Annotated in this window: 9 protein-coding genes and 1 pseudogene; 9 read left to right on the top strand and 1 reads right to left on the bottom strand. The window is 66.2% G+C overall.

What is annotated here, in order from left to right:
- The 6 genes and pseudogenes from FGL98_RS14070 to FGL98_RS14045 form a co-directional block, all read left to right on the top strand.
- Positions 1-250 (top strand): annotated as a pseudogene (locus tag FGL98_RS14070) (hypothetical protein); the annotation flags it as partial.
- 234 nt (positions 251-484) lie between these two features.
- Positions 485-1,996: an aldehyde dehydrogenase family protein gene (locus tag FGL98_RS14065; RefSeq protein WP_222432178.1), complete on the top strand. Its 1,512-nt coding sequence runs from the start codon at positions 485-487 to the stop codon at positions 1,994-1,996.
- The gene (locus FGL98_RS14060) at positions 1,993-3,093 is read left to right on the top strand and encodes a quaternary amine ABC transporter ATP-binding protein (RefSeq protein ID WP_246136549.1); all 1,101 of its coding nucleotides are present in this window, start codon (positions 1,993-1,995) and stop codon (positions 3,091-3,093) included. The genes FGL98_RS14065 and FGL98_RS14060 overlap by 4 nt, the downstream gene beginning before the upstream one ends.
- Positions 3,094-3,211: 118 nt before the next feature.
- Positions 3,212-5,170 (top strand): ABC transporter permease, encoded by a 1,959-nt coding sequence (locus tag FGL98_RS14055; RefSeq protein ID WP_222432177.1) that lies wholly within the window; start codon positions 3,212-3,214, stop codon positions 5,168-5,170.
- A 31-nt stretch (positions 5,171-5,201) separates the two neighbouring features.
- A complete protein-coding gene (locus FGL98_RS14050) occupies positions 5,202-6,209 on the top strand; it encodes an ABC transporter substrate-binding protein (protein ID WP_146317482.1) in 1,008 nt (335 codons plus the stop codon).
- Positions 6,210-6,241: 32 nt separating this feature from the next.
- Positions 6,242-8,674 carry a GcvT family protein gene (locus FGL98_RS14045; RefSeq protein ID WP_146317480.1) on the top strand — a complete coding sequence of 811 codons (2,433 nt, stop codon included), beginning with the start codon at positions 6,242-6,244 and terminating at the stop codon, positions 8,672-8,674.
- Positions 8,675-8,699: 25 nt separating this feature from the next.
- On the opposite strand, the gene FGL98_RS14040 is transcribed toward FGL98_RS14045, so the two are convergent.
- On the bottom strand, positions 8,700-9,545 hold the full coding sequence (locus tag FGL98_RS14040) for an IclR family transcriptional regulator (RefSeq protein ID WP_146317478.1): 846 nt from the start codon (positions 9,543-9,545) through the stop codon (positions 8,700-8,702).
- Between the two features lie 125 nt (positions 9,546-9,670).
- Between FGL98_RS14040 and betA the strand changes: the two genes are divergently transcribed.
- From betA to FGL98_RS14025, 3 genes are read left to right on the top strand one after another with little or no spacing between them, the layout of a single operon-like run.
- Positions 9,671-11,368 (top strand): choline dehydrogenase, encoded by a 1,698-nt coding sequence (gene betA, locus FGL98_RS14035; protein ID WP_146317476.1) that lies wholly within the window; start codon positions 9,671-9,673, stop codon positions 11,366-11,368.
- 5 nt (positions 11,369-11,373) lie between these two features.
- Entirely contained in the window at positions 11,374-11,730 is a 357-nt protein-coding gene (locus FGL98_RS14030; RefSeq protein ID WP_146317503.1) for a bifunctional 3-phenylpropionate/cinnamic acid dioxygenase ferredoxin subunit, read from the top strand.
- Positions 11,723-12,886, top strand: a complete 1,164-nt coding sequence (locus FGL98_RS14025) for an NAD(P)/FAD-dependent oxidoreductase (protein ID WP_146317474.1) — start codon at positions 11,723-11,725, stop codon at positions 12,884-12,886. Before FGL98_RS14030 ends, FGL98_RS14025 begins: the two co-directional genes overlap by 8 nt.
- Positions 12,887-12,988: the final 102 nt, after the last annotated feature.

The following is a 12,988-nucleotide window of genomic DNA, read 5'->3' as shown; positions in this document are numbered from 1 at the left end:
TCGCCGATGGTGCGATCGTCGACATCCATAGCGAGTGGACCGATGGCGTCGACCGGGTCGCGCCGAAGTTCCGGGTGGTCGGTTACCCGAGCGCCCGCGGCTGCGCCGCAGCCTACTTCCCCGCGGCTGCGCCGCAGCCTACTTCCCCGAGGCGAACGCTCTCGTCCCGCTGGACCACGTCGCGGAGGGCAGCAACACCCCGGTCTCCAAGTCAATCGTCATACGACTCGAGCCCGTGGTCGGCGACTGAACCGTGGCGTCGAATCGCCTGGTGCTCCTAGGGCACGTGATCTCTGGCTCGATGAGCGCTGACCGTCGTCGAAGCGGCTTGCCCGCAGAGAGATCCAGCTTTCAGCTCGCTCGAACACCCAAATCGAGAATCTATCTCAGAGCTCTTGACAGTGATCTAGATCACCTGCATTGTTGTCTATTGAGCATGAAGTTCCACAATGAGCAACACCACCCAGTAGCGCTGAGCCAACTGATGGGAACACGTTCCGTGGCAAGTCTCTACATTGACGGCGAGTGGCGCAGCGGTGTTTCGAGCCAGACTCGGCAGATCCGTTGCCCAGCCGATGGTTCGGTGGTCGCAGTCGTGGATGAGGCCGGCCCGCAGGACGCTGACCTGGCCATCGCTGCCGCGCGGCGGGCCTTCGACCACGGCCCGTGGCCCCGGCTCCCGGAGCGAGATCGCGGAGAAGTTCTCGCCCGGGTTGCCGACCTCGTGGTGGACCGGAGGGCCGAATTCGCTCGTGCCGAGGCGCTCGATACGGGCAAGCGGTTGGTTGAAGCCGAGTACGACATGGATGACGTCGTCAGTTGCCTGCGCTACTACGCCGGCATAGCCGGCGCGCACGGGGGTCGCGTCGTGGAGACCGGCCGCACCGATGCGATCAGCCGGGTGGTCTACGAACCGGTCGGCGCATGCGCGCTCATTACGCCGTGGAACTACCCGCTCTTGCAGGCGATCTGGAAGGTCGCGCCCGCGCTGGTGGCAGGCAACACGTTTGTGCTCAAGCCGAGCGAGCTCACTCCATCAACGGCAATGCTGCTGATGCAGGCACTCACCGACGCCGGGGTGCCATCCGGCGTCGGCAACTTGATTCTCGGTGCGGGTCCAGACACGGGAGCGATGCTCGCCGAGGACCCTCGAGTGGACCTGGTGTCCTTCACCGGAGGGCTGCACACCGGACGCGCTGTCATGGCGAGCGCCGCTGCCACGGTCAAGAAGGTCGCGCTTGAGCTGGGCGGGAAAAACCCCAATGTCGTGTTCGCCGACGCAGATTGGGACACCGCGATCGACATGGCCCTCACCGCGATCTTCCTCCACTCGGGGCAGGTCTGCTCAGCCGGATCGCGTCTCATCATCGAGGACTCGATCCACGACAGATTTGTCGGTGAGCTGGCCGCCCGCGCACAGAAGATTCGGCTGGGCGGCCCGTTCGATGCGCACGCCGAAGCCGGGCCGCTCATCTCCGCGGCTCACCGCGACAAGATCGAGGCGTATGTCGCCACCGGGATCGCCGAGGGTGCTCAGCTGCGTTGTGGGGGGACACGGCCCGACGATGCTGCGCTGCAGAGCGGATTTTACTATCTGCCAACAATTTTGGATGAGTGCGACACAAAGATGCAGGTCGTGCAGGAAGAGTCTTTCGGGCCCGTGCTGACCGTTGAACGGTTCCGCGACGAGGCCGACGCGGTCCGGATAGCCAACGACACGACTTACGGGCTGGCCGGCGCCGTCTTCACCAGCGACGCGGGTCGGGCTCAGCGGGTGGCGCTGGCGCTGAGGCACGGCACCATCTGGATCAACGACTACCACCCGTACGTCCCGCAGGCGGAGTGGGGCGGATTCAAGCAGAGCGGTGTCGGGAGAGAGCTGGGTGCCGCCGGACTGGATGAGTACCGCGAGGTCAAGCACATCTGGCAGAACGTCGATCCGTCGCCACAGCACTGGTTTTGCGCCGAGTACACACAGAAGGTGAGTGATCTATGAGCGGCAGTATGACTCCGCCCACTGCCCGGCTGGCGCCGGACGGGCGGGCAGGCGACTTGGAGGCGCCGGACGATGAAGGCCTGCTGCGGGTGCGCGACCTGTGGAAGGTCTTCGGCAAGCGGGCCGCCGAGATCCAGGGATCCCAGGATCTGCGCGCGCTGTCTCGGCGAGAGCTGATCGACCAGACCGGCTGTACGGCCGCTGTGCGCGATGTGTCGTTCGACGTAGCGGTCGGTGAGGTCTTTGTGATCATGGGCCTGTCCGGCTCGGGCAAGTCGACCCTCGTTCGCTGCCTGACGCGACTGATCGAACCGACGGGCGGATCCATCGAGTTCGACCAGAGCGACCTGCTACAGGTTGATCACAAGCAGCTGCGCGAGGTCCGTCGACGCCAGGTGTCAATGGTGTTTCAGCAGTTCGGGCTGCTCCCGCACCGCTCGGTGGTCTCCAACGTGGCGTATGGACTGGAGATTCGTGGGGCCGGCAAAGCAGAACGCGTGGCGCGGGCACACGAGATGATCGAGCTGGTCGGCCTGTCGGGGTATGAGAACTCGTTTCCGCACCAGCTCTCCGGCGGTATGCAGCAGCGGGTCGGTCTGGCCCGCGCCCTGGCGGTCGACCCCAAGATGATGCTCTTCGACGAGCCGTTCTCGGCGTTGGACCCACTGATCCGCCGCGACATGCAGGCAGAGGTCATTCGGCTGCACCACGAGATGGGCAAGACGATGGTATTCGTCACCCACGACCTGTCAGAGGCACTCAAGCTGGGCGACCGAATCCTGATCATGCGGGATGGCGAGGCGATTCAGCTGGGCACCGGCGACGAGTTGGTGGGCGCACCGGCCGACGACTACGTTCGGGACTTCGTCCGCGACGTGCCTCGGCAGGACGTTCTCACTTTGCGTTGGCTCGCCCAACCCGCGAAGCCGGGAGAGGACCTGGGTGGTCTCGCACTGTCCCAGCACACCTTGGTCAGGGACGCGATCAGGCCGGTGCTCGAGTCGAGTAGTCGGGTCCGGGTCATGGACAAGGACCGACTGGTCGGACTGGTCGGACGCGAGGAGATTCTCGCCATTCTGACCTCGGATCAAAAATGAAGTACCCCACGAAGTTCTCCGCTCGCACGCTCGTCCTCTGCTGGCCGGAGCCAGCGTGCCAGCGGGAGGTTCCCCCACCGATACTTCGCGGGGGCCCCGAATGAGCGCCGGCGCACTCGTGAGCGGATTGAGCGTCCGCAAGATTCGTTCTCGATGGGTCTGGCTGATCCTGGCGGCGGCCTGGCTGGCCTTGTACCTCGCCTTCCACGGCACGTCGACGCTGCCGCTCAGCGCTTCATCGACCACCTCGGTGCAGAACAATCTCAACTCGTTCAACAACAACATCTCCAATGGCCGCAACTCCAACCCGGTTTTCCTGTACGGCGTGAACTACGTGCAGGTCGGCATGACTCACTTCGTCTCCTTCTTGCAGTCCCTCATCTCCCAGCCCGGCTTCGGCAGGCCGGCTCCGCTGATCGGGTGGTTGGGGGTCATCGCGATTGTCGGCTTCGTGAGCTGGCTCACCGCGGGCTGGAAGTATGCCGTGCTCGGCGTCGTCGGGTTCTACATCCTGGGCCTGCAGGGCCTGTGGCAAGAGAGCATGGACACGCTGGCGCTGACGATCGCCGCGGTGCTGATTGCGGTGGTCATCGGCGTGCCGCTCGGCATTTGGATCGGGCTGCACGACCGCGCGCAACACATCGTGCTGCCGGTCCTGGGCTTTCTGCAGACCATGCCCAGCTTCGTCTATCTGGCTCCGCTGACCCTGCTGTTCCTGATCGGCAACGCGTCGGCGACCATCGCGACCCTGATCTTTGCGATCCCACCGGTGATCCGGTTGACCGATCACGGAATTCGGGCCGTCGCCGAGCCGACCATTGAGGCGAGCGACTCCCTGGGCTCGACCACCTGGCAGAAGCTGGTCAAGGTCTTGCTGCCGATGTCTCGGCGTACGATCGTGCTCGGCATCAACCAGACGATGATGGCCGCGTTGTCGATGGTGACAATTGCCGCGCTGATCTCGGCGCCGGGCCTGGGGCAGGTGGTCATCGACGCGCTGCAGACCCTCGACGTCGGCACGGCATTCAACGGTGGCCTGGCCATTGTCGTGATGGCGATCGTGCTGGATCGGACCACCTCCGCCGTCGGGGAACGTTCCCAGCAGGTCGGTGGGCGACATCTGCTCGGGCCGCAGGCTCGGAGGCTGGCCTTCGGCGCCGGCGCGGTGGTGACGCTCTGGGCGGTCGTCGAGTCGGCAATGTATGTGTGGGCCAACACCTTCCCGTCCTCGCCGACCATCGGCCCGGCGATCGTAGCGGGTGCCTCAAATGCGTCGAACTGGGTCCAGAGCACCTTCTCCGGTATCACCGTCGGCCTGCGCAACGACGTCACCATCGCCTTTCTGAATCCATTGCAGAGCATGCTCACGAATGCGCCGTTCTGGCTGGTCATCCTCGGGCTGTGCGCGATCGCGATGATCATCGGCAACGCGCGCGTGGCCATCGTGACGTTGATCAGTCTGCTGCTCATCGTCGGCACAGGTGTCTGGCAGGACGCCATGCAGACCCTGGCCATGACGATCGTGGCAACCGTGCTGACGCTGATCATCGGGATCGCCGTTGGCGTATGGATGGGCCGGAACCGTCAGGTGGACCGGTTCATTCGCCCGATCCTGGACGCGTTCCAGGTCATGCCGGCCTTCGTCTATCTGGTGCCGTTTCTGGCACTGTTCGGCGCATCCCGGTTCACCGCCATCATCGCGGCCATGGCCTTCGCGATCCCCGTGGTCGTGAAGGTGGTCGCGGACGGTATCCATGGTGTGCCCGCACCGGCGATCGAGGCGGCTACTGCTGCGGGATCCAGCACCTGGCAGCTGATCACCCGGGTGCAGCTACCCCTGGCGACTCGGTCGCTGGCACTTGCGGCGAACCAGGGGCTCATCTACGTCCTGTCGATGGTTGTCGTGGGTGGCATGGTGGGTGCCGGTGCCCTCGGGTATGACGTCTACAGCGGTTTCGTGCAGGCACCGCTCTTCGGCAAGGGGCTGGCCGCAGGGCTGGCGATCGTGCTCCTTGGCGTGGTGCTCGACCACATCAGTCAGAGCGCGGCCAACCGCATTGACCCCAGTCGTCACTGACTGGATCCACCGCAAACGCAGGGAGATTGATATGAGTCACAATCGTCGTCGGCTTTCGCAGGTCGCCGCCGGCACGGGCGCGGTAGCTTTGCTCGTCGCCGGTTGCGGCGGCGCGCGCGTCGGTGCCTCCACTGGCCCCGGCGCAGGTGGGGCCGCGGCCGGCAACCTCCGCTGTGGTCAGATCAACCTCGCCATGAACGACTGGGTGGGATACACCGCCGATGGTGCGGTCTACAGCTATGTCGCCGAGCACAGCATGGGGTGCACGGTCAAGCAGATCCCGTTGGCGGAGCAGGTGTCCTGGCAAGGATTTTCGACCGGCCAGGTGGATCTGATCCTGGAGAACTGGGGCCACGCCGACCTCGCCAAGAAGTACATCACGCAGCAGAAGGTCGCAGTGGACCTCGGCGCGAATGGCAACATCGGCCAGATCGGCTGGTTCGTTCCACCATGGATGGTCACGAAGTATCCGGGCATCCTGGACTGGAAGAACCTGAACAAGTACGCATCCTTGTTCAAGACGTCCGAGTCGGGAGGCCAGGGTGAGCTGCTCGACGGGGATCCCTCGTATGTGACCAATGACGCCGCGCTGGTCAAGAACCTGCACCTGAACTACAAGGTCGTCGTCGGTGGCAGTGAAGCCGCACTGATCACGTCCTTCCGACAGGCGCAGACCCACAAGACGCCACTGCTCGCCTACTTCTACAGCCCACAGTGGTTCCTCTCGGAGGTGGACCTGAAGAAGGTCAGCCTGCCGAAGTACACCCCGGGGTGCGACGCGAACCTCAAGACCATCACCTGCGACTACCCGACCGATCAGCTCAACAAGGTTGCCGCAACCGCCTTCGCCACCAAGAACCCGGCGGGGTTCCTGCTGGCCAAGGCGTTCAACTGGACCAACCAGGACCAGGACGTCGTTGCCAAGTACATCGCGGAGGACAAGATGACGCCCGCGGCGGCGGCCGCGAAGTGGGTCAAGGCGAACCGCACCATCGTCAACAATTGGCTCCTGGGCATCCCCGGCGCCAAGCCACTGTGACCAAACTGTTTTCAAGCTGAAGGAGCCCCACCATGCCAAACCCCAAGGTGGTCATCATCGGTGCCGGAGTGGTCGGCGCGGCGCTGGCCGACGAGTTGACGGCCAAGGGCTGGACCGACGTGACCGTGGTCGACCAGGGTGACCTGCCGGAGGCCGGCGGGTCATCGTCGCACGCACCCGGACTCGTCTTCCAGGCCAGTCCGACGAAGGTGCTGACCGATCTTGCCCGGTACACGGTGCAGAAGTTCTGCGCGCTGGAGGTGGACGGCGAGTCCTGTTTCTACCAGGTGGGCGGGCTGGAGGTCGCCACCACGCCGGAGCGAGTCCGTGAGCTGCAGCGGCGGCAGGGGTGGCTGCAGTCCTGGGGTGTCGAGTGCGAGATGCTCGATGCGGCCGAGACGGTGGCGCACCACCCGCTCCTCGACCCGCAGGCGGTGCTCGCCGGCCTCTTCATCGCCACCGATGGGCTGGCTCGCTCGGTGCCGGCCGTGCAGGCGCAGCTGGGCCGCGCCGTCTCCCGCGGGGCCCGTGTCCTCGCCCGGCATGAGGTCCTGGATGTGCTGGCCCCGGACGGTGCGGTCCGCGCGGTGGTCACCGATCACGGTGAGATCGCTGCCGACATCGTGGTGTGCTGCGCCGGTATCTGGGGACCGAAGGTGGCGGCACTGGTCGGTCTCGACCTGCCGCTGACGCCCTTGGGCCATCAGCTCGCGTGGACCGCGCCGGTGCCCGCGCTGGCCGGTCGCACGGCGGAGGCGACTCTGCCGATTCTGCGGCATCAGGGCCACGACCTCTACTTTCGGGAGAAGTTCGACCGGATCGGCATCGGATACTACGGCCACAAGGCGATGCCGATGGATGCCAACGACATCCTCGGCGTCGACGAGGCGGACGTGATGCCATCGGTGCTCGAGTTCACCCCCGAGGACTTCGCACCCGCCTGGCGCGAGACGCAGGCGCTGCTTCCGGCGACTCGCGAGACCGAGATCGCATCGGGGATCAACGGGTTGTTCTCCTTTACCACCGACAACATGCCACTCATCGGTGAGTCGCCGCAGGTGGCGGGCTTCTGGGTCGCCGAGGCGGTCTGGGTGACCCACTCCGCGGGCGTAGGACGTGCGGTCGCCGAGCTGCTCGTCGACGGATACAGCAGCAGCTTCGACCTCCACGAGTGCGACCTGGCGCGGTTCGAGCCCCACCAGCTGGCACCCGACTACGTGCGGGTGCGGGACTGCCGCAACTTCGACGAGGTCTACGACATCCTGCACCCGCTGCAGCCGCCCACCGATCTGCGGCCGATCCGGGTGAGTCCCTTCTATCGACGCCAGCAGGAGCTGGGGGCACAGTTCCTGGAGGCGAGCGGATGGGAGCGACCGCAGTGGTACGACACCAACAAGGACCTCGTGGCAACCTACCCCGCTCCCGAGCTGGACGAGTGGTCTTCCCGATTCTGGTCACCGATCGTTGCGGCCGAGGCACGGGTGACGCGGGAGCGAGTCGCGCTCTACGACATGACGGCACTGAAGCGTCTGGAGGTGTCCGGGCGCGGGGCGACGGACTTTCTGCAGCACCTGGTCACCGCGAACATCGCCAAGACGGTCGGCGGGGTGACCTACTGCCTGATGCTCAACGTCGACGGTGGAATTCGCAGTGACATCACCGTCGCCCGCCTTGCCACGAACCGCTATCAGGTCGGTGTCAACGGCAATGCTGACCTGGACTGGATGCGACGGCACCTACCCGCGGACGGGACGGTGCAGGTGCACGACATCACGCCGGGGACCTGCTGCATCGGGCTCTGGGGTCCGCTGGCGCGAGAGGTGCTGGCACCGCTGACGTCCATGAACCTCGGCAAGGACGGGCTGAAGTACTTCCGGTCGGCGAGATTCTATGTGGGGACGGTCCCGGTCACTGCGCTGCGGATGTCGTATGTGGGGGAGCTGGGCTGGGAGCTCTACACCACGTCCGACCACGGCGAGCGGCTGTGGGATCTGCTGTGGGACGCCGGTCAGGCACACGGCATCATCGCCGCCGGACGGGGTGCCTTCACGAGTCTGCGCCTGGAGAAGGGCTATCGGGCCTATGGCGCGGACATGACCGCAGAGCACGACCCCTTCGAGGCCGGGCTCGGCTTCGCGGTCAAGCTGGACCGCGAGTTCATCGGTCGCGACGCCCTGGTGCAGCGCAAGGAACAGGTGACGCGCCGGCTCACCTGCCTGCTGCTGCCCACCGGCACAACGGTGGTCGGCAAGGAGCCGGTGCTGGCAGACGGCAAGCCGGTCGGCTACGTGACCAGCGCGGCATACGGGCACACGGTGGACCGCGGTGTCGCCTACGCCTGGCTGCCGGCAGATCTGGCTACGGTGGGCACGACGGTCGAGATCGGCTACTTCGACCAGCGGATCCCGGCCGTTGTGGCAGCCGAGCCGTTGGTCGATCCAGACATGACCCGGCTACGTGGCTGAGGCCACGAGTGTCCGACGGCGGACGTCACCCTCCGAAGTGACCAAGGCGGGTGCTTACCACCTGCGCAGCCTCGATGGTCTGGCTCAAGATCTCCGGAAACCGGTCCTCGCCGAACCGGTAGGTCGGACCGGATACGGACAGCGCCGCGACCACTGTGTCGGTGTGGTCGCGGACCGGAACGGCAACCGCGTGCAACCCGATCTCCAGCTCGTCGTGCGTTTCTGCCCAGCCCCGGGCCGCGATCTCACGCAACTGTTTGGCAAGCACCTGCGGGTCGGTGAGCGTCTGCGGTGTATACGCCTCCAGGTCGTGCAGGTACGGGCCACGATCCTGTTCCCGCAGCGCCGCGAGGAGCATCTTCCCGCTCGCAGTCGCGTGCCGCGGTGTCAGTTCGCCCGTCCAGTTGTGGGCAGCGACGGCCGACCTGCTGATGGCCTGGCTCATGTTGACGGCATACGTCTCGCGCAGCACCGCAATGTTGACGGTCTCACCCAAGGCCTCCGCGAGGTCCTCCATCGGCGAGCGGGCCTCACGCACCAGATCGATCTGCCCGGACACCGAGCTGGCCAAGCGTTGGATGCCGAACCCCAGCGCGTAGTGCCCGCGCGCCTGCGCCTGGCGCACCAGGTCGTGCTCCTCCAACGCTGCCAGCAGCCGGAACGCTGTCGACTTGTGCACACCGAGCTGCTCGGCCACCTCGGTGACCCCGGCATCGCCGGCGGCCAGGATCTTCAGCACGCGCACCGCCCGGTCCACCGACTGCACACCACCTGTCGTTCCGGACTCTCGGCCTTGCGACGAGCGTCTGGTGTCCTCGGTCGGGTCCTTGCCGGCCGATGCAGCCCCCTTTGCGTGCGATTCGTTGCTCATAGCGCAACTCTATCAGTTGAGCTGACGGCTCCAAAATATTGTCAAGTTGCGTCACGTGAGACCTAGTGCATATAGCGAGATTCAGATATCATCAATCCAGCACCGGCAACCGATGAGGGCGACACATGATCAATGAGCACTACGACTACGTCATCGTTGGCGGCGGGTCGGCGGGATGCGTGCTCGCCAATCGGCTTTCGGCGGATCCCAGCCACCGGGTGCTGGTCCTGGAGGCCGGCCGCACCGACTCCCGGTGGGACGTCCTCATTCACATGCCGGCCGCCCTGCCCTTTCCGATCGGAAATCGATTCTACGACTGGAAATACGAGTCCGAGCCGGAGCCGCGGATGTCCGGCCGGCGCGTCTACCACGCCAGGGGCAAGGTGCTCGGCGGCAGCAGCAGCATCAACGGAATGATCTTCCAGCGCGGGAACCCGCTGGACTACGAACGGTGGGCGACGGTTCCCGGCCTGGCGCAGTGGGACTTCGCGCACTGCCTGCCCTACTTCCGGCGGATGGAGACCTGCACCGCGGCGAGCCCAGATGACCCCTTCCGCGGGCACGACGGGCCACTGGTCCTGGAACGCGGGCCGGCGAGCAACCCGCTGTTCGACGCGTTCTTCGCTGCCGCCGAGCAGGCCGGCTATCCCCGCACCGAGGACGTCAACGGATATCGGCAGGAAGGCTTCGCCAAGTTCGACCGCAACATCAGCCGCGGCCGACGGCTGTCGGCGGCCCGCGCCTACCTGCACCCCGTCATGAACCGCGCGAACCTCACCGTGCGCACGCGGGCATTGACCACCAGAGTCCTGTTCGAGGGTCAGCGCGCAGTCGGCGTCGCCTACGACCGCGGGAGGCACAAGGACGTGCGAGTAGGCGCCGATCGGGTAATCCTGTGCGGCGGCGCGATCAACTCCCCGCAGCTGCTGCAGCTGTCGGGCGTCGGCCCCGCCGAGGACCTGGCCGCGCTCGGCATACCCGTCGTCCACGATCTGCCGGGCGTAGGCGAGAACCTGCAGGACCACCTAGAGGTCTACATCCAGCACTCCGCCACCCAGCCCGTCACCATGCAGCGGTATCTGAAACACCGCTACAAGCCCTGGATCGGCGCGCAGTGGCTCTTCGCCCGCCGGGGCCCGGGGGCAACCAACCACTTCGAGGGCGGCGGATTCGCACGCAGCAACGAGCAGGTGGCCTATCCGAACCTGATGTTCCACTTCCTGCCCATCGCCGTGCGGTATGACGGGTCGGCGCCCGAGGGCGGCGAGGGGTACCAGGTGCACGTCGGGCCGATGTATTCGGACGCGGTGGGCTCCGTGAAGATCACCAGTCGCGACCCCAGGGTCAAGCCCGCGCTGACGTTCAACTATCTGTCCACCGACCAGGACCGGCGAGAGTGGATCGAGGCGGTGCGGGTGGCTCGGGACATCCTGGGTCAGCCGGCGCTCGCACCCTACAGCGGCGGCGAGATCTCTCCCGGGTCGGAGGTGGGGACCGACGAGCAGGTCCTCGAGTGGGTCGCCCACGACGCGGAAACTGCACTCCACCCTTCCTGTTCGTTGCGGATGGGCACAGATCCCGGCTCCGTCGTCGATCCCCACACGATGGGTGTGCACGGGATCGAGGGACTGTATGTGGTAGATGCGTCCGTCATGCCCTATGTCACCAACGGGAACATCTACGCCCCGGTGATGATGCTCGCGGAGAAGGCCGCCGACCTGATCCTCGGCAACGTGCCACTGGCGGCGGACCACACCCCGTTCTATCGGCACGGCACCGGAATGCCGCTCAACCCACCCCCAGCCTCTGTGAACGTGAGGTGAGCACCATGCTCAACGTCTGCCCGCTGTCCGAACTGCCACCCGGCGAAGCGCTCCGCGTGCCGTGCAGCCCCCCGATCGCGGTCTTCCGCACCGAGGAGGGTGAGGTCCTCGCGATCGATGACACCTGCACCCACCAGGACGCATCGCTGGCCGATGGCTGGTTGGAGGGGTGCCAGGTCGAATGCCCGCTGCACGCATCCCGGTTCGACCTGCGCACGGGCGCCGTCGATGCACCGCCCGCCAAACGGCCGGTACGCACCCACCGAGTGGAGGTGGTCGATGGCATGATCCAGGTCGAGCTCTCCCTCGACACACCCAACCTGCCTCCGGGCCTGGCCGCCGGGTCCGGCGCCAATGCATGACATCACCATCGTCGGGGCCTCGATCTGCGGCCTCTACACGGCGCGGGCACTGCGCGCCGAGGGCTTTGCCGGCCGGATCACCCTCGTCGGCGACGAAGTGCACCGCCCGTACGATCGTCCGCCGTTGTCCAAGGAGTTCCTTGTGGGCACCTACGAGATCGCGGATATCCAACTGGAGGACGAGGACGAGCACCTCGACCTGAACTACCGACTCGGGCAGCCGGCAGTGGGTCTGCGGGCGCGTGAGCAGTCCGTCGAGCTCGCCGATGGCTCTCTGGTGCGGGGCGACGCGGTCGTCGTGGCGACCGGCGCGCGGGCGCGCACGCTACCGGCGGCCCACGGACTCGAGGGTGTGCACACCTTGCGTTCGCTGGACGATGCCATCGCGCTGCGCGCCGATCTGCAGCCCTCCCATCGCCTGGTGGTGGTCGGCGCCGGCTTCATCGGCGCCGAGATTGCCTCCTCGGCAAGGGGTCTCGGTCTGGAGGTGGACGTTGTAGAAGTCGCACCGACGCCACTTGCCGGGCCCCTGGGGTCACGGTTCGGCGGCATACTCGCAAGGCTGCATGAGCGTGCCGGTGTGCGGCTCCACAGCGGTGTGGCGCCCGCGACGTTCGAGGGCGATGGACGCATCCGTGCGGTCGTTCTCGCGGACGGCACTCGGCTGCCTGCGGATGTCCTGGTGGTGGGGGTGGGCGCCGCGCCGAACGTCGAGTGGCTGTCCGGATCGCCCGTGGCCATCGGCAACGGCATTGAGACCGACCAGCACGGTCAGACCGGCCTGCCAGGGGTATTCGCGGTGGGCGACTGTGCCGCCTGGGCCGACTCAGCCACCGGCCGACCGCTGCGTGTCGAGCACTGGACCAACGCGGTCGAGCGTCCGACGGTCGTCGCGCAGCAGCTGCTGCACGGCCGGACGAGCATGGTGCCACGACCGACCTACTTCTGGTCGGACCAGTACGGCGTGCACGTCCAGTTCGCCGGAAGCATTGTCGACCACGACGAGGTGGTCGTCGAGGACGGGGACGTGGACGCCCTGCGCTTCCTGGTCACCTATCGGCGAGCCGGCGAGGTGATCGGGGTGCTCGGCGTCGACAGTGTCCGCCAGTTCACCCGCAGGCGCCGCGCCTTGTCGGCGATCCGCACACCGGCGTAACTCTGTCACGGGCAGGAGATCCACCATCGCATTCTTGGCAGCGCCTCATTCGATTCCTTCCGAGTTTCGCATAACGCTGTAAGCCGCTTCATAAGCAAACCT

It is taken from the genome of Leekyejoonella antrihumi (assembly GCF_007845645.1).
Classification (GTDB): Bacteria; Actinomycetota; Actinomycetes; order Actinomycetales; family Dermatophilaceae; genus Leekyejoonella; species Leekyejoonella antrihumi.
Note: the sequence above shows the minus strand (reverse complement) of the source record. Positions and strands in the feature narration are given on the sequence as shown.

Excerpts from the sequence above, each read along its gene's own strand:
- FGL98_RS14065 (WP_222432178.1), top strand. The coding sequence starts at position 485 with ATGGGAACACGTTCCGTGGCAAGTCTCTACATTGACGGCGAGTGGCGC.
- FGL98_RS14060 (WP_246136549.1), top strand. The coding sequence starts at position 1,993 with ATGAGCGGCAGTATGACTCCGCCCACTGCCCGGCTGGCGCCGGACGGG.
- FGL98_RS14050 (WP_146317482.1), top strand. The coding sequence starts at position 5,202 with ATGAGTCACAATCGTCGTCGGCTTTCGCAGGTCGCCGCCGGCACGGGC.
- FGL98_RS14045 (WP_146317480.1), top strand. The coding sequence starts at position 6,242 with ATGCCAAACCCCAAGGTGGTCATCATCGGTGCCGGAGTGGTCGGCGCG.
- FGL98_RS14040 (WP_146317478.1), bottom strand. The coding sequence starts at position 9,545 with ATGAGCAACGAATCGCACGCAAAGGGGGCTGCATCGGCCGGCAAGGAC.
- betA (WP_146317476.1), top strand. The coding sequence starts at position 9,671 with ATGATCAATGAGCACTACGACTACGTCATCGTTGGCGGCGGGTCGGCG.
- FGL98_RS14030 (WP_146317503.1), top strand. The coding sequence starts at position 11,374 with ATGCTCAACGTCTGCCCGCTGTCCGAACTGCCACCCGGCGAAGCGCTC.
- FGL98_RS14025 (WP_146317474.1), top strand. The coding sequence starts at position 11,723 with ATGCATGACATCACCATCGTCGGGGCCTCGATCTGCGGCCTCTACACG.